This is a genomic window from Porphyromonas sp. COT-239 OH1446 (genome assembly GCF_000768875.1).
Lineage (GTDB): Bacteria > Bacteroidota > Bacteroidia > Bacteroidales > Porphyromonadaceae > Porphyromonas.
Genome location: NZ_JRAO01000027.1, coordinates 115,201 through 132,495, shown reverse-complemented (window position 1 = coordinate 132,495; position 17,295 = coordinate 115,201). Strand labels below are relative to the sequence as shown.

Annotated in this window: 10 protein-coding genes and 1 rRNA gene; 10 read left to right on the top strand and 1 reads right to left on the bottom strand. The window is 51.5% G+C overall.

Annotated elements, in window-relative coordinates:
* Window positions 1-30 precede the first annotated feature (30 nt).
* Window positions 31-657, top strand: a complete 627-nt coding sequence (gene lptC / locus HQ37_RS06200; protein WP_052080815.1) for an LPS export ABC transporter periplasmic protein LptC — start codon at window positions 31-33, stop codon at window positions 655-657.
* The gene (locus HQ37_RS06195; protein WP_036881504.1) at window positions 654-1,901 is read left to right on the top strand and encodes a hemolysin family protein; all 1,248 of its coding nucleotides are present in this window, start codon (window positions 654-656) and stop codon (window positions 1,899-1,901) included. The genes lptC and HQ37_RS06195 overlap by 4 nt, the downstream gene beginning before the upstream one ends.
* A gap of 86 nt (window positions 1,902-1,987) precedes the next feature.
* Here the strand turns inward: HQ37_RS06195 and ychF are convergent, their stop codons facing one another.
* A complete protein-coding gene (gene ychF / locus HQ37_RS06190) occupies window positions 1,988-3,091 on the bottom strand; it encodes a redox-regulated ATPase YchF (protein WP_036881570.1) in 1,104 nt (367 codons plus the stop codon).
* A 143-nt stretch (window positions 3,092-3,234) separates the two neighbouring features.
* Here ychF and HQ37_RS06185 point away from each other — a divergent pair, with 143 nt between their 5' ends.
* The 8 genes from HQ37_RS06185 to HQ37_RS06150 all read left to right on the top strand — a co-directional run bounded on the left by HQ37_RS06185 (window position 3,235) and on the right by HQ37_RS06150 (window position 17,286).
* Window positions 3,235-3,573, top strand: coding sequence for a zinc ribbon domain-containing protein YjdM (locus tag HQ37_RS06185; RefSeq protein WP_036881568.1), 339 nt, complete (start codon window positions 3,235-3,237; stop codon window positions 3,571-3,573).
* A 164-nt stretch (window positions 3,574-3,737) separates the two neighbouring features.
* Window positions 3,738-4,988 (top strand): OmpA family protein, encoded by a 1,251-nt coding sequence (locus HQ37_RS06180; RefSeq protein ID WP_036881502.1) that lies wholly within the window; start codon window positions 3,738-3,740, stop codon window positions 4,986-4,988.
* Window positions 4,989-5,112: 124 nt separating this feature from the next.
* Window positions 5,113-5,994, top strand: coding sequence for a beta-1,6-N-acetylglucosaminyltransferase (locus HQ37_RS06175; RefSeq protein WP_235264645.1), 882 nt, complete (start codon window positions 5,113-5,115; stop codon window positions 5,992-5,994).
* Between the two features lie 117 nt (window positions 5,995-6,111).
* A complete protein-coding gene (locus HQ37_RS06170) occupies window positions 6,112-7,056 on the top strand; it encodes a ribose-phosphate pyrophosphokinase (RefSeq protein ID WP_036881500.1) in 945 nt (314 codons plus the stop codon).
* Between the two features lie 1,281 nt (window positions 7,057-8,337).
* Window positions 8,338-11,219, top strand: a 23S ribosomal RNA gene (locus HQ37_RS06165).
* A gap of 340 nt (window positions 11,220-11,559) precedes the next feature.
* Entirely contained in the window at window positions 11,560-14,835 is a 3,276-nt protein-coding gene (locus tag HQ37_RS06160; protein WP_052080814.1) for a S41 family peptidase, read from the top strand.
* 277 nt (window positions 14,836-15,112) lie between these two features.
* Window positions 15,113-15,916, top strand: a complete 804-nt coding sequence (locus HQ37_RS06155) for a glycogen/starch synthase (protein WP_036881499.1) — start codon at window positions 15,113-15,115, stop codon at window positions 15,914-15,916.
* Window positions 15,913-17,286, top strand: coding sequence for a DUF4270 domain-containing protein (locus tag HQ37_RS06150; protein WP_036881498.1), 1,374 nt, complete (start codon window positions 15,913-15,915; stop codon window positions 17,284-17,286). The genes HQ37_RS06155 and HQ37_RS06150 overlap by 4 nt, the downstream gene beginning before the upstream one ends.
* The last annotated feature ends 9 nt before the right edge of the window (window positions 17,287-17,295 follow it).

The window sequence follows — 17,295 nt, the reverse complement described above, 5'->3', positions numbered from 1 at the left end:
CTGCGGAGGTCTCTTCGCTTTGTTAGACGCATGGGTAAGTATCTATCGCTCCTCTTGGCCATTGTCCTGAGCCTTGCGGGCTTGGGGGCTTGTGGGCAGAAGAAGGTCGAGATCCGCAACTTGGAGATCGACACCACTTCGATGTACACCATCCGTACCGAGCAGGTAGATGTCCTCATCTCCGACTCTGGGCAGGTCAAGTATCGCCTCATCAGTCCTCTGTGGCTGATCTATGATGAGAGCGATCCGAAGTATTGGCTCTTCCCCGATGGGTTACGCCTCGAGGGTTTCGACTCGATTCAGAGCTCGGAGATCTTCATCGAGGCCGACTCGGCTGTGCACCGAGTGGAGCAGGAGGAGTGGGTGCTCTATGGCAATGTCCGCATGCATGGCACAGAGGGGCGTAGGCTCTACACCCCCCAGTTGCATTGGCTCAAGCGAGAGCGTCGCTTTTACTCCAATGATACGACCTATTTTTTCACCCAGGGGCGTGAGCTTCGGGGCGATCATTTCTCCGCTCGAGACGATCTGAGCAGCTACTCGATCTATCGCTCTCGAGGCGACTTCGACTACAAGGATAAGCCCCTCTCTGGGGCAGACTCTCTTGCTCCTCGAGATAGTCTTGAGGGTTTACCTCCCAGCGATCTGTCTAGATGATTTACCTATACCTCCTCATCTCTCTCTTACTCTCTGCTTTTTTCTCGGGCATGGAGATCGCCTTTGTCTCCTCGGACAAGCTGCGCCTCGAGCTTGACCGCTCTCGAGGTGGGCTGACGGCTCGGGCTCTGAACCTCTTCTACGGACGTCCAGATCACTTCATTACGACGATGCTTTTGGGCAACAATGTTGTCCTGGTTATCTACGGACTACTGGTAGCTCGACTGCTTGAGCCCTGGCTCGAGAGCTTCCTGCAGAGCGATGTGCTCGTCCTGCTCGTTCAGTCGCTCCTGGGTACGCTGCTCATCCTCTTCATGGGTGAATTCATCCCCAAGGTTACCTTCCGTACGAACCCCAACGAGACGATGCGCTTCTTTAGTCCCGTTGTCCTGCTCATATATCTCTTGCTCTATCCTTTCGTCTACATCATCGGCTGGATTACCCGAGGACTACTCTTGCTCTTAGGCCAACGCTCCTCTCAGACTGGTATCACCCCGAGCCTCTCGGTGGCAGACCTGGAGCATTATCTCGAGAGCAATCAGCCCAGCGAAGGAGAGGAGGGAGAGTTGGATACCGAGGTAAGCCTTATTCAGAAAGCCCTCTACTTCCCTAGTCTACAGGTGCGAGACTGCCTCATCCCTCGCAATGAGATCGTGGGTGTGGAGCTCGGGGCGGATATACAGGAGCTTGAGGAGAAGTTTGTTCGCACAGGTCTCTCGAAGATTATTGTCTATCGAGGCAGTATCGACGATGTGGTGGGATATATTCACTCGAGCGAGATGTTTCGAGGGGAGAATTGGCAGGATCGTATCGTCCCAGCTGTCTTCGTCCCCGAGAGTATGTATGTCAATAAGCTCATGACCCAGCTCATGCAGCGTAAGAAGAGCATTGCCATCGTTATTGATGAGCTGGGCGGTACGGCAGGGATGATCACCCTAGAGGACGTGGTTGAGGAGATCTTCGGCGATATTGAAGATGAGCATGACCATCAGAAGCTCACCGCCAAGCAGGTCGATGAGCACACCTATATCCTGAGTGCACGTCTAGAGATCGACGACGTAAACGAACGCTTCGGTCTTAGCCTGCCCGAGCATGATGACTTCATGACCATTGCAGGCCTGATTCTCCACCACCATCAGAGCATTCCTGCTCAGGGTGAGGTCATTGAGATCGAGGGCTTGCGCTTCGAGATCCTTCGCTCGAGTGCTACTAAGATCGTACTCGTTCGCCTAAGCATCCTTTAGCTTTGGGCGAGATAAAGATATGGGGCAGCAGAGCGTCGGCTCTGCTGCCCCATAGACATTTCTAGAGACTTTCTGCCCGAGAAGAGCTAGACATTGAATCGGAAGTGCATGATGTCGCCATCTTGGACGACATACTCCTTGCCCTCGACAGCCATCTTGCCCGCTTCTCTTACGGCCGCCTCACCTCGATAGTGGATGAAGTCGGCGAACTTGATTACTTCGGCACGGATGAAGCCCTTCTCGAAGTCTGTATGGATCACCCCCGCACACTGAGGGGCCTTGCTGCCTTTGGGGTAAGTCCAGGCACGCACCTCTTGCACCCCGGCAGTGAAGTAAGTCTCTAGCCCTAGCAGGCTATAGGCAGCCTTGATGAGGCGAGCTACACCACTCTCCTCGAGGCCGATCTCGGCGAGGAACATTTGACGCTCCTCATAGGTCTCCAGCTCAGCGATCTCGCTCTCGATCTTGGCTGCTACGACGAGGATATCGGCATCCTCGCCCTCGATGGCCTTGCGTACAGCCTCGACATGCTGATTGCCCGAGAGAGCACTGCCCTCATCTACATTGCAGACATAGAGGACGGGCTTGCTGGTGAGTAGGTATAGCTCCCGAGCGATCTTCTGCTCGTCCTTTGTCTCGAAGCTCACTGTGCGGGCGTTGAGCCCCTTCTCCAAAGCTTCCTTGTAGCGAAGCAGTACTTCGTAGGTCTGTTTGGCTGCCTTATCCCCTCCCGTCTGAGCCTGCTTGGCGACTTTCTGAATGCGCGCTTCGACTGTCTCTAAATCCTTGAGCTGTAGCTCGGTGTCGATGATCTCCTTGTCTCGAACAGGGTCTACCGTGCCATCGACATGGGTGATATTATCATCGTCGAAGCAGCGCAGCACATGCAGGATAGCATCCGTCTCTCGGATGTTGGCCAGGAACTTATTCCCTAGCCCCTCCCCTTTGCTTGCTCCTTTGACTAGCCCTGCGATGTCTACGATCTCGACCGTCGTGGGGACGATACGCTGAGGGTTGATGATCTCGGCCAGTTGGTTGAGCCGCTCATCAGGTACTGTGATGACCCCTACGTTGGGCTCGATCGTGCAGAAGGGGAAATTAGCAGACTGTGCCTTCGCATTGGAGAGGCAGTTGAATAGAGTGGACTTCCCAACGTTAGGTAGGCCCACGATACCGCATTGTAATGCCATATATTGCTTTATGTTATCTTGCTGAAATTCGATAAATAGATATTCCTCCAGGAGCATTGCTCCGCATTTGCGATGCAAAGGTACTCATTTCCCCTGAGCAGATCTCTTGCAGATTCGTTGAGAATATATTATCTTTGCCCATCATGACTGACTATCCTAAGTGCCCACAATGTCTGGGGAACAATACTTATTTTGATGGGAGTGCTTACATTTGCCCAGATTGCTTCCACGAGTTTCATTTAGACGAAAGCGATCCTATACAGGACGAAGAGCCCCGAGCCAAAGACTGCAATGGTGCGGAGCTTGCCGATGGCGACGTCGTAACCGTGATCAAGGATCTCAAGGTCCGAGGCTCATCCCTTGTCATCAAGCAAGGGACCAAGGTCAAAGGCATTCGTTTGACCGACAACCCTGAGGAGGTCGATTGTCGCATTGATGGCTCGGCCATTGTGCTGAAAACATGTTTTCTTCGTAAAGGTTAGCCTTTGGATATAACCTTAAAATGAAAATAAACGTTATATAAGAAAAAAGTATTATCTTTGCGCCACACTTTCCCAAACATGCTTTCAAAGCAAGGTTTTGACGGTTTGTGAGCGTGGTTGGCAAAGTGGTCAAGTTAGAAGTAAATAATAAATTGTTGAATATTATGTTAAGAAAAAGTTTGGTGCTGGCAGGTCTTCTTCTTGCCACTACTCAGGTAGCTTCAGCGCAGGCTACTTCCACTCTCGACTCAGTTGTTACGACTGAGTTTCACGGCGGCAAGCACGCTGTAGTTACTAATAAGTTCGGCAGCAACTGGTTTGTAGGTGTTGGTGTCGGAGCTCAGATGCTCTTCGCTGACCATTCTACGAGACAGATGAAGTTCTTCGACAAGCTTACTCCCAACTTTGACCTGTATGTAGGTAAGTGGTTTACTCCTGGTCTTGGTCTTCGCCTCGGTGTAAGTGGCATCCAAGTTAACGGAGTCTCTGGCCCTTCGCTTACAGGTCATCAGGGTTATATCAAGCAGCCTCGTGTGAAGTATGATAACGGTAAGGGAGACCTCCTCTTCGAGACCGAGATGAAGTATCTGAATGCTCACCTGGACATTATGCTGAACCTCTCTCAGATGATCGGTGGCTATAACGAAGATCGCTTCTACTCTTTCATCCCTTACGCTGGCCTTGGTTGGATGCAGTCTCTTGAGAAGGCTTCTGTACCTGCTCCTGGCATCTCTAACAACGATGGCTATACGCACGAGGTATCTGCTAGCATAGGTCTTCTGAACCGTTTCCGTGTAAGCCGTGCTTTGGACATCAATCTTGATGTTCGTGGTGCTTTCGTGAATGACCGCTTTGACCAGCAGATCGGTGCTCGTTGGGGCGAGGGTGTTCTCTCTGCTTCTGTGGGCGTTTCTTATAACTTCCCCAAGAGAGGTTGGGATCGTGCTACTACGACGACTATCCGTGTAGGAGAAGGAACTGTTGCTTCTCTGCGTGATCGTATCGCTGAGCTGCAGGATGCTAATGAGGATCTTCGTCGTCAGCTGCACAACGCTCTCAACCGTGAGGTTACCTCTGACAATGTATCTGCTCAGCCTCTGCTCGTAACCTTTACTATCAATCGCTGGACTCTGACCAAGAAGGATCGTGTGAACCTCGGTTACCTGGCAGCTGCTATCAAGGCTAATCCTAAGATGGTTTACACCGTGGTGGGCTACGCAGACCAGGGTACTGGCAGCAGCAAGCGCAACATCTTCCTGAGCCGCAAGCGTGCAGAGGTTGTTTACAATTGCCTCGTACAGGAGTTCGGTGTGTCTGAAGCTCAGCTCAAGAAGGACTTCAAGGGTGGTGTAGCTAACATGTACTACAACGACCCACGTCTCAGCCGTGCTGTGCTGACGAAGATCGCTGAATAAGACTCTCAGTAGGTCATTATCAAAATATCGGGGCTATCCTAGTGGCATGAGCCATGGGATAGCCCCTAGCTTTTTAGCCTTGTTCACTAGCTCCTTTTGATTACCCTCCTAATCCCCTCCCACTATGATGCGTCATGCCTATCTGATCATTGCTCACGGCGAATTTGCTGTGCTGGAGCTGCTCGTGCGATGCCTAGACGATGTGCGCAACGATATTTACATCCATTTTGACCGCAAGGTACAGGAGCTCCCGAAGTTGTCTACCCGCCATGCCGGTCTCTTCATTTTGCCTCGACGAATAGATGTTCGCTGGGGCGATGTAAGCATGGTCGATACAGAGCTAGAGCTCTTTGCTGAAGCCTATAGGCAGGCTAGCGGCTATAGTTACTATCACTTGCTCAGTGGGGTTGATTTACCGCTCAAGAGCCAGGACTACATCCATGAGTTTTTCGCTACCCATGCGGGGGCGGAGTTTGTTGGCTATTACTGGGGTCGAGATCTTGAGGTCTCTATTGATCGCAAGGTGCGCAGGCGGCATCTCTTTGCTAGGGACTTCAAGGGTTCGGGCTTTGTCTTTCAGCTCAAGAGGCTCTTGCGCTTCTTGTGGCTGAGGACGCAGATCGCCACAGGTCTGAGGAGGTATCAAGATATTGAGTTTAAGAAGGGGACGCAGTGGGTAAGCCTTACTCATGAGTTTGTCGGATATATGCTGGAGCGAAGGGAGGAGCTACTCAGGCTCTATCGTCAGAGTTTTTGTTCCGACGAGATCTTCGTCCAGACCCTTCTTTGGCATTCTCCGATGCGGGAGCGCATCTTCGATGTTGTACTCGAGGGTAGGGGCTGCATGCGAGAGATCGGTTGGCGGGACAATGTGCTGGCCGACTACACCCGAGCCGATCGCCCGATGCTGCTCAGCTCCAATGGATTATGGGCAAGAAAGTTCAATTCGCAAGACATGGACTTCTTGCTCGAGCTGATGGATGAGCTCAAGGTGCTGCCGAAGTAGAGCTGTGCTGAGGAGGGGCTTGTGTGTGGCAATCTTTTGCTTCAGAACGTTGGGGGATGACAGTGTAAAGTGCTAACTTTGCACTCAAGGATAGCACAATATCTACTTTCAGCAAACATGACTACAAACTCAAACAACTTTGCCATTTTCGCAGGCTCTGCCTCTAGAGATCTGGCAGAGCAGATTGCCCAAGGCCTTGGCTGTAGCCTAGGCGACATGGAGGTGGAGCACTTCGCCGATGGCGAATTCTCTGTCTACTATAAGGATAGCATTCGTGGCAAGGATGTATTCCTTGTGCAGTCTACTTATCCTTCTTCAGACAATCTCATGGAGCTTCTCCTGATGATTGATGCTGCCCGTCGTGCATCGGCACACTACATCACGGCTGTGATCCCTTACTTTGGCTGGGCTCGACAGGATCGTAAGGACAAGCCACGTGTATCTATCGGAGCTAAGCTCATTGCCGATCTTCTGAGTGCCGCAGGCATTACTCGTATGATCACGATGGATTTGCATGCCGATCAGATCCAGGGTTTCTTCAATGTCCCTGTGGATCATCTCTATGCCTCAACGGTCTTTGTCGATTACCTCAAGTCCGAGGTCGATATGGATAATGCCGTGATGGCCACCCCAGACGTTGGGGGGACGAAGCGAGCAAACTCATACGCCAAGTTCCTCGGCATTCCCATGGTCATCTGTCATAAGCATAGGGCTAAGGCCAACGAGGTTGCCGAGATGCGCATTATCGGAGATGTGGAGGGCAAGGATGTTCTACTCGTCGATGACATCGTCGATACTGCAGGCACGATCACGAAGGCAGCTGACCTGATGATTGCCAATGGGGCACGCAGTGTACGGGCTATTGCTAGTCATGCGGTGCTGAGTGATCCTGCGGTGGAGCGTATCGAAGCCTCTGCTCTCAAGGAGATCATCTTCACCGACTCGATCCCTCTGCGCAAGCCTTGCAGCAAGGTGCACATCCTCTCTGTATCGGGTGTGTTTGCCGAGGCCATCAAGCGAGTGATCAACCATGAGTCTATCAGTAGCCTCTACTCTGTATAGGTTGTAGACTTATCTCTTCGATTGGGAAGACCTTATGATGAGTGGGAGTGTCGTGAGCGTTCACGATGCTCCCGCTCTTTTTATAGGTGTGAAGGATAGGGAGGAGGAGGTTGCCTCTGTCCTCTTCTTTGCCTCGGGGGCGTTTTTATTTGTCCCTGGGTGAATTTCTAGATAGCCTCTCGACTGGTAGAGAGGAATCTCTAGGTGCTGTGTTATTTGTGGGAGGAATTCTCTCTCATTACCTTACCCTCGAAGACATTCTATTCGAAGAGAAGTACCAGCTCAACCTCCTATAACAAATAAGGCCAGCAAGAGTATAAACTCTACTAGCCTTACAGGTCACTCACTCAGCTTGGAAGTTCCAACCGTGTTGGCCGCGCTATCATTGAGGATCTCGTGACAGCACAAAAGTAACACTTATTTCGGAGCTGTCGATCTAAGTAGAAATGTATCTGCGTTCCTATTTACACTAGTCTTGTGATCCTAGTTGAGTCTCACAGTCGATCTAAGTAGGATTTCGCTTTCGATCCTACTTGTGTCTCGNTGCGTTCCTATTTACACTAGTCTTGTGATCCTAGTTGAGTCTCACAGTCGATCTAAGTAGGATTTCGCTTTCGATCCTACTTGTGTCTCGCTGGATATCTAAGTATGCATTCACCTTCGCACCTATTTATCTTTACTGTATTTCTAGTTGATGCTTCTTTCGATCTTCTCTTTGGCTCTTTGGCTAGGGGGAGGGAGCTCCTTTTCTTCGGGGTGTTTGGAGCTTTTGGCGACAGGCTTCGACTATTTTCTCCTCTTTATCTCGACAATCTTTATAATGTATAAGTTATTGATTTTGTTTGTGTTGTTTTGTTTTTGGTTTTTAGTTTTGTTTTTTGCTCAAAAAATAATCTGAGAAATATTTGGAGGGAATAGAATTTTTGCTCTATCTTTGCACTCGCAAACGACGGAAACGTTGAGAGCACGACGCCGAGCGGGTGTTGTTAGGTATAAAGGGCTACAGACACGNTTTTTGCTCTATCTTTGCACTCGCAAACGACGGAAACGTTGAGAGCACGACGCCGAGCGGGTGTTGTTAGGTATAAAGGGCTACAGACACGATAGGGGGGGTGTAGTCGTACTAATTTCGGAGGGGGACCTTTGATATTGGGCTTGAGATCTAGCCTAGCTAGATCGAGCGATCATTGACATCATTAGTAAGAATAACGAGAAAACAACTGTAGAGCATAATTAGAACAAGTATACAACTTGTGCTTTCTATTGATAGGGAGCATGAGCGGCAAAACAGATAAGGGCAGACGGTGGATGCCTAGGCTCTCGGAGGCGAAGAAGGACGTGATAAGCTGCGATAAGCTGTGGGGATCGGCACATACGAATTGATCCGCAGATTTCCGAATGGGGCAACCCAGTACATTGAAGATGTACTACACCGCAGAGCGGTGAGCGAACGTGGGGAACTGAAACATCTAAGTACCCATAGGAGAAGAAAACAAAAGTGATTCCCTTAGTAGTGGCGAGCGAACGGGGATTAGCCCAAACCAATAATGTTTCGGCATTATTGGGGTTGTAGGACTACGATATGGACTTATATTTGATAGAGGAATGACTTGGAATGGTCAATCATAGAGGGTGATAATCCCGTACTCGACATTGAATTTATACCTAGTAGTATCCTGAGTAGCGCGGGACACGAGTAATCCTGTGTGAATCTGGCGGGCCCATCCGCTAAGGCTAAATACTCCCGAGAGACCGATAGTGAACCAGTACCGTGAGGGAAAGGTGAAAAGAACCTCGAACAGAGGAGTGCAATAGACCCTGAACCCGTCTGCCTACAAGCGGTAGGAGCATCATTATGGTGTGACTGCGTGCCTTTTGCATAATGAACCTACGAGTTACTCATTCTGGCGAGGTTAAGTGATATTAGTCATGGAACCGAAGCGAAAGCGAGTCTTAAATGGCGGCCAGTCAGGGTGAGTAGACGCGAAACCAAGTGATCTACCCTTGGTCAGGTTGAAGGTTAGGTAAAACTAACTGGAGGACCGAACCGTTAAGCGTTGAAAAGCTTCCGGATGAACTGAGGGTAGGGGTGAAAGGCTAATCAAACTTGGAGATAGCTCGTACTCCCCGAAATGCATTTAGGTGCAGCCTCGGGAGTTTCTTATACGAGGTAGAGCGACTGATTGGATGCGAGGCTTTCACCGGCTATCAAGTCCAGACAAACTCCGAATGCGTATAAGTTATATCCCGGGAGTGAGGGCATGGGTGCTAAGGTCCATGTCCGAGAGGAGAATAATCCAGACCATCGGCTAAGGTCCCGAAATAATAGCTAAGTTGAATAAACGAAGTCAAGGTGCTAAGACAGCTAGGATGTTGGCTTGGAAGCAGCCATTCATTTAAAGAGTGCGTAACAGCTCACTAGTCGAGTGCTTTGGCGTGGATAATAATCGGGCATAAGCTATTTACCGAAGCTGTGGGATATTTAATATATCGGTAGGGGAGCATTCCAACGACGTTGAAGGTGAGGGGACAACCCTTTTTGGAGTTTTTGGAAAAGCAAATGTAGGTATAAGTAACGATAAAGGAGGTGCGAAACCTCCTCGCCGAAAGACTAAGGGTTCCTGATCAACGCTAATCGGATCAGGGTTAGTCGGGACCTAAGGGATAGCCGAACGGCGTACCCGATGGATGAACCGGTTAATATTCCGGTACTAATTATACGAGCGATGTGGTGACGGAGAAGTGGCAGTCCTGCCAGCTGACGGAATAGCTGGTTGAAGGGTGTAGACGTTGATCGAGGTAGGCAAATCCGCCTTGAGAGTCGAACCTGAAAGTACTCTAAGTGCTTGCACGAGGAGATATGGACGTAATCAGACTCCCTAGAAAACCCGCTAAGCATATTGTATAATTACCCGTACTCTAAACCGACACAGGTGGTTGGGTTGAGTATACTAAGGCGCTCGAGTGATTCGCGGTTAAGGAACTAGGCAAAATAGTCCTGTAACTTCGGGAGAAAGGACGCTCTCAGTAATGGGAGCCGCAGAGAATAGGCCCAGGCGACTGTTTAACAAAAACACATGGCTGTGCGAAATAGCAATATGCAGTATACAGCCTGACACCTGCCCGGTGCTGGAAGGTTAAGAGGAGATGTCATCGCAAGAGAAGCATTGAATTGAAGCCCCAGTAAACGGCGGCCGTAACTATAACGGTCCTAAGGTAGCGAAATTCCTTGTCGGGTAAGTTCCGACCTGCACGAATGGTGTAACGATCTGGGCACTGTCTCAACCGCGAGCTCGGTGAAATTGTAGTATCGGTGAAGATGCCGATTACCCGCAACGGGACGAAAAGACCCCGTGAACCTTTACTATAGCTTTGCATTGAATTTGGATAACAGATGTGTAGGATAGGCCGGAGACTAAGAAGCGGGTACGCCAGTATTCGTGGAGTCGCTGTTGAAATACGGCCCTTTTGTTATTTGGGTTCTAACTCGCAAGAGTGAGGACACTGCATGGTGGGTAGTTTGACTGGGGTGGTCGCCTCCAAAAGCGTAACGGAGGCTTCTAAAGGTACCCTCAGGCCGATTGGTAACCGGTCGTAGAGTGTAATGGCACAAGGGTGCTTGACTGGGAGACAAACAAGTCGCACAGGTAGGAAACTAGAGCATAGTGATCCGGTGGTTCCGTATGGAAGGGCCATCGCTCAAAGGATAAAAGGTACTCCGGGGATAACAGGCTGATCGCTCCCAAGAGCTCATATCGACGGAGCGGTTTGGCACCTCGATGTCGGCTCGTCACATCCTGGGGCTGGAGAAGGTCCCAAGGGTTGGGCTGTTCGCCCATTAAAGTGGCACGCGAGCTGGGTTCAGAACGTCGTGAGACAGTTCGGTCTCTATCTGTTGTGGGCGTTAGAAATTTGCGAGGGGCTGACACTAGTACGAGAGGACCGTGTTGGACGGACCGCTGGTCTATCGGTTGTACCGCCAGGTGCACTGCCGAGTAGCTACGTTCGGAGGAGATAAGTGCTGAAAGCATCTAAGTACGAAGCTCACCTCAAGATTAGATTTCTTCATAAGGGTGGTTATAGACTATGACCTCGATAGGCTACAGGTGTAAAGGCAGTGATGTCATAGCCGAGTAGTACTAATAGCCCGAAAGTTTTGTGCTCTTTGTTGTATACGTGTTTGGTTTTACGGATTGTTTCCGTTGTTCTTACTATTGGTTAATGATTGCTGAATTTTTTCGGTGGTTATAACGTTGGGGATCCACCTCTATCCATTGGTACTGCGTCTAGTGGGAGAGTAGGTAGCCGCCGTTTTTTTGTAGAGAGAGGGTGTTAGACTTTAAGGTCTGACACCCTCTGCTTTTTTTGTGGGCCTTTGCCTCTAATCCAGCCTCAATTCAGTTGTCTCCTCCTCCATCCCCCTTCAAGTCTAGTGCCTAGGGTGGCGCAGAATGTCGTATCTTCGCAAGAGCAAGACAACTTTCATTATAAACAACAATAGCTATGCAAATCAAGAAACTAGCTCTTTGCCTCGCCCTTCTGGGCTCTATCCCAGCCCTGGGGCAGACGGTGGAGCGTCCACTTTGGCTTCGCTATCCAGCACTCTCGCCCGATGGCAAGCAGATTGCTTTCACCTACAAGGGCGACATCTATCGTGTCCCCAGCTCTGGTGGTGAGGCTGTGCGTCTGACAACCCATGCTGCCTACGACAGCCATCCGATTTGGTCGCCCGACGGTAAGCAGATCGCCTTTACCAGTACCCGTAATGGTTTCGGCTCCGAGATCTATGTGATGCCCTCAATGGGGGGCTCTGCCCGTCGTGTTACGACTCATTCGACCTCTGAGATTCCCTACACCTTCACTCCAGACGGGGCGTATATTGTTTTCAAGGCGCATATCCAGGATCCAGCCTCTTCGGCCCTCTTCCCTACGCCTTCTCTGACCGAGCTGTATCAGATCCCTGTCTCTGGCGGCGAAGTGCAGCAGCTACTGCCTACGGCTGCCGAGCAGGTACGCTTCTCCGCCGATGGCAATAAGATCCTCTTCCAGGATCTCAAGGGCTTCGAGAACGAATGGCGCAAGCATCATACCTCTTCGGTTACTCGAGATATCGTTGAGTATGACCTCAAGAGTAAAACCTACCGCTACGTTGTCAAGCACGATGGAGAAGACAGAGACCCCATCTATAGCCCCGACGGCAAGGAGGTCTACTTCCTCAGCGAACGCCGTGGCGGCTCGATGAATGTTTACAAGACCTCTATCCTCGCTGAAGAGGATAAGGTCGTGCCTCTGACGAGCTTCAAGGGTGAGCCCGTGCGCTTCTTGACGAGCTCTCGTGAAGGGCTGCTCTGCTTTTCCCAGGCAGGTGAGCTACATACTCTCATACCTGGCGAGAAGCCCAAGCGTCTGATCATCACGCTCACCCACGACCTCGACGATACAGAGCGGGTTAAGCTCCCTATCATGGGAGGGATGCAGTCTACTTCGCTCTCGCCTAATGGTAAGCAGATTGCTTTCGTCTCTCGAGGCGAAGTATTCGTAACCTCGGCCGAGTATTCGACGACCAAGCGCATCACCAACAGCCCTGCTGCCGAGCGGGCTGTGAGCTTCGGTGGAGACAATAGGACGATCGTCTACGACAGCTACAGAGATGGACACTGGGATCTCTACGAGGCTAAGATCGCCCGCAGCGAAGACCCCAACTTCCCCAATGCAACGAGTATCATCGAGCGTAAGCTCTTGCCCAAGCTTAGGGGGGAGAAGGCTCTACCTCAGTTCTCGCCCGATGGCAAGGAGATTGCCTTTGTCCTGGAGCGTCGCCGTCTAGTGGTCTACAATATTGCCTCGAAAAGCCTTCGAGAGATTACCGATGGCAGTACACAGCAGGACATGCGTGGGGATATTGATTACAGCTGGTCGCCCGATGGCAAGTGGTTCGTTCTCTCATATGTAGCCCGTGCACATGCCCCCTACAGCGACATCGGTATCGTGAGTGCTGCAGGAGGCCAAGAGATCATGAATTTGACCAATAGTGGCTACTTCAGCAGCAACCCTCGTTGGTCTGCAGATGGGAACTCGATCCTTTTCAGCACAGATCGCTATGGTATGCGCAACCATGCCTCTTGGGGCTCTCAGAACGACGTAATGATCGCCTTCCTCAACCGTAAGGCCTACGAGGAGTATCGAATGAGCCAGGAGGAGTATGAGATCTACCAGGAGCAGACCAAGAAGGCTGAGGCAGAAGCCAAGGCCAAGGAGCAGAAGGAGGCTAAGAAGAAGTCGAGCAAGAAGGACGACAAGAAGGCCAGCCCAGAGGCCAAGAGCAAGGATATTGTTATCGAATGGGAGGGCATCGAGGATCGCATTGTACGCCTGACGCCTAACTCCTCTAGCCTCGGGGATGCGATCCTAACGGCCGATGGCAAGAAGCTCTATTATTTGGCCGCCTTTGAGGGCTCTTTTGACCTTTGGTCTAAGGATATGCGCAAGGGCAATGTACAGCTTGTACGCAAAGGTGCTGGTGGTAGCTGGTTTCAGGCGAATAAGGATGGGAAGACGATCTTCCTCTTTGGCTCGGGTGGGGCTCAGAAGCTAGACCCTGCGAGCGGATCGCTCAAGCCTGTACCTCACACGGGAGAGGTGCGCATCGATAAGGGCCTAGAGCGAGAAGCTATGTTTGCAGAGGTCGAGCGAGAGCAGAGCCTTCGCTTCTACCGAGCTGATATGCACGGGGTAGATTGGCCTAAGCTGACCAAGACCTACAGACGTTACCTGCCCCATATCAACAACGGCTACGACTTTGCAGAGATGCTGAGTGAGCTCCTGGGTGAGCTCAATGTTTCTCATACGGGCTCGGGCTATAGAGGCGATAGAGCTCAGGAGGCTACCGCAGAGCTAGGCCTCTTCTACCATCGTCTTTCGGGCAAGGATGGCTTGGTGGTGGACGAAGTAGTGGCCTCGGGCCCCTTCGACAAGTCTTATATTAAGATCGAGGCTGGGGACGTCATCGAGAGCATTGATGGCGAAGAGATTAAAGCTGGTAAGGACTTCTTCGAGATGCTCAATGGTAAGGCAGGGAAGTCCATCCTCGTGAGTCTACGCTCTCACCAGACGGGCAAGAGCACGAGCTATACGATCAAGCCTATCTCCTCGGGGGCTCTCAATGCCCTGCTCTATAAGCGTTGGGTGCGTCAGCGTGCCGACGAGGTAGAGCGTCTCTCGGGCGGGCAGCTAGGCTATGTGCACATCCCCTCGATGGGTGACCCCAGCTTCCGCACGGTATATGCCGATGTGCTGGGCCGCTACTATGGCCGCAAGGGGATCGTCATCGACATCCGGTACAATGGCGGGGGAAGGCTGCATGAGGACATCGAGGTCTTCTTCTCGGGTAAGAAGTACCTACAGCAGGAGATCCGAGGCAAGGACTACTGCGAGATGCCCTCTCGTCGATGGAATCATGCCTCGATCATGCTGACCTGCGAGGCTGACTATAGCAATGCTCATGGTACGCCCTGGGTGTATCAGAAGATGAAGATCGGCAAGGTCGTAGGGATGCCCGTACCTGGCACGATGACCAGTGTAAACTGGGTTACCCTCCAAGACCCCAGCCTCTACTTCGGCATCCCTGCCGTGGGGTATCGCACGGCTGAGGGTGGATACCTGGAGAACCTCCAGCTTGAGCCCGATGTTAAGGTCTCTTTGGACTTCAAGAAGGCTCTCTCGGGCAAGGACTCTCAGCTTGAGCGTGCTGTCGAGGAGCTGCTCAAGGACGTGAAGTAAGTCGCTTCTTTAGAAGGTTTTATTCCCCCTCGTATCGATGCTACAGCCTTGGTACGAGGGGGGATTCTTTTTGTTATGAAGCTAAGGTAGTTTGTGTGACGGAGGCCGAATGAGTCAGACCTTCTCCCCCCGTCGTTGAGGGTGGTGGGCTGCTAGGCAGGGTGGTGAGTTTTTTGTACCTTTGTGGGACGTTTATATTATTACTCTGCAGGGCGATGCACCTCGGTGCTAGAGACTCGAGTCCTTGGTCTAGCCCCTGCACTCTAATCAGTTTAGCATGAGTCAAAAGCGAGTTCTATTTATCTCCCAAGAGATTTTCCCCTATCTCCCTGAGACCGAGATAGCGACTCTATCTCGCAAGCTCCCCCAATCGATCCAAGAGCTGGGCAACGACGTCCGTATGTTCATGCCTCGCTATGGTCTTATTAACGAACGAAGAAATCAGCTGCACGAGGTTATCCGTCTCTCTGGGCTCAATATGATCATCAACAACAATGATCACCCTCTGATTATCAAGGTAGCCTCCATTCCCTCGGCCCGTATGCAGGTATACTTCATCGACAATGATGATTTCTTCAAGCGTAAGTCGCTCTATGGGCCCGATGCCAAAGGGCTCAATGATAATGACGAGCGTTCGATCTTTTTCGTACGTGGTGCACTCGAGACTGTCAAGAAGCTACGTTGGATACCCGATGTGATCCATTGCCACGGTTGGTTCACGGCCCTGGCAATGCTCTACCTGAAGAAGGTATACCAGGACGACCCTTGTCTGAAGAAGAGTAAGATCGTCTTCTCTGTCTACAACGAGCCTGAGGCTGGACAGATGCCCGAGACTCTCTTCGAGAAGCTCAAGTTCGACAACATCAAGCAGCCCTCTGTGGCCATGATGGAGGGGCAGACCCATTGGGGGGCATTGATGCGCCTAGCTATTCATCATGCTCATGGTGTGGTACAGGGTAGCCAGGAGATTGCCCCTGAGATCCAGGAGTTTATTACGCAGAGTGGTAAGCCCTTCCTCCCCTATCAGGGAGTGGAGGATTATGCTGCGGCCTACGATCAGTTCTATAATCAAATCCTATGAAGTCAAAGATCTATCAGCTCGCACTAGCCCTAGTGTTGGCCCTTGTGAGTACCAGCTGCAACGATGAGCTCTCGAGTATTGGTGAGATTGTTCAGCCTGGTAGTGACCGAGTGGAGAGCCGCCTTCACCACCTCAAGTTCACGGCCAAGACGGTTCGTCTCGACAGCATCTATTCGACTAGCACAGCGGGGTTGCTGGGGGAGATCTCTGACCCTGTATATGGCGACTTTAAGGGCGAATTCATAGCTCAGTTACGTTTTGCTCCAGGCTTTAAGTTCCCCCACATCCCCAAGGAGGGCAAGATAGACTCGGTCGACCTCCTACTGCGCTACTATAACTATGTTGGTGACCGTACAGCTCCGCTCAAGGTATCTATCTATGAGGTGGAGCGAGGTTTCAAGGGTCTTCCCTTCTCTCAGCCCTCCCTCGACAAGTACCGCAAGCCCGAGTTGCTTCTCTCCTCGGACTTTGTCTCCCTGGCTAGGAATACAGTCTATGCGCAAGACACAGTCTCTTTTCTTCGCCTCAAGGTGAATAAAGAGATCGGTCAGCGTATTTATGATTTGAGTAAGAGCAAGCCCCAGGTTTTCGAGAGTCAAGAGGCCTTCAACGAGGGGGTGCTCGGAGGGCTGCTGCTGACGAGCAGTACAGGGAGTGGATGCGTCGTTGAGGCCCGTAGCCTGACCATGGCCATCCACTACACCTACAAGAGGGACAAAGGCAAGGATACGACGGCCATGGTACAGTTCATCAACACCCGTCAGACGCCCCAGGCCAATGGCTTCACCAGTAGCTCGATGGAGACGCTTCTTGCCCCCAATGCAGACTATACCTATATCAAGTCGCCTGCTGGGGTCGTTACCGAACTTGAGCTCTCGACCTCGGAGCTAGAGAAGGTCTTCCAGGGGCGTGGCCCGCTGAATATCGGCACTTCGTGGCTTTTGGCCGATGCCTCGATTTCTTTCCCCGTGAAGAACCCCGAGGACATGCGCCTCAATCCGCCCGCCTATATGATGCTGATGCCGAAGGACTCGGTGAGCACCTTCTTCCGCTCGGGCGAGACCGAGCGTTCGCAGGCAGCTACGGCCTACCTCTCGTCTAGGTACTCCATCCGCAGCACGGCCTATAGCTTCTCCAATATCTCTCGCCTCTTGATGGAGCACCTGCGCCTACATGCCCGCTACGATGCTCAGAGCAAGAGCTGGTCGGTGGCTCGCCCACTGGTGCTGCACCTGGTACCAGTGTCCCGTACCGAAGCCCGAGATGCCACTACGGGTCTGAGTGAGCATCTTGCTCCCACCTTTGTCCGACTGAGCAAGAAGGAGAAGCAGCTGAAGCTCGATATCGTCTCTACAGAGTTCAAACTATAACATTCTAAT

Coding starts and splice junctions, on each gene's coding strand:
- HQ37_RS06195 (WP_036881504.1), top strand. CDS start 654: ATGATTTACCTATACCTCCTCATCTCTCTCTTACTCTCTGCTTTTTTC.
- HQ37_RS06150 (WP_036881498.1), top strand. CDS start 15,913: ATGAAGTCAAAGATCTATCAGCTCGCACTAGCCCTAGTGTTGGCCCTT.
- HQ37_RS06160 (WP_052080814.1), top strand. CDS start 11,560: ATGCAAATCAAGAAACTAGCTCTTTGCCTCGCCCTTCTGGGCTCTATC.
- HQ37_RS06170 (WP_036881500.1), top strand. CDS start 6,112: ATGACTACAAACTCAAACAACTTTGCCATTTTCGCAGGCTCTGCCTCT.
- HQ37_RS06180 (WP_036881502.1), top strand. CDS start 3,738: ATGTTAAGAAAAAGTTTGGTGCTGGCAGGTCTTCTTCTTGCCACTACT.
- HQ37_RS06175 (WP_235264645.1), top strand. CDS start 5,113: ATGATGCGTCATGCCTATCTGATCATTGCTCACGGCGAATTTGCTGTG.
- ychF (WP_036881570.1), bottom strand. CDS start 3,091: ATGGCATTACAATGCGGTATCGTGGGCCTACCTAACGTTGGGAAGTCC.
- lptC (WP_052080815.1), top strand. CDS start 31: ATGGGTAAGTATCTATCGCTCCTCTTGGCCATTGTCCTGAGCCTTGCG.
- HQ37_RS06155 (WP_036881499.1), top strand. CDS start 15,113: ATGAGTCAAAAGCGAGTTCTATTTATCTCCCAAGAGATTTTCCCCTAT.
- HQ37_RS06185 (WP_036881568.1), top strand. CDS start 3,235: ATGACTGACTATCCTAAGTGCCCACAATGTCTGGGGAACAATACTTAT.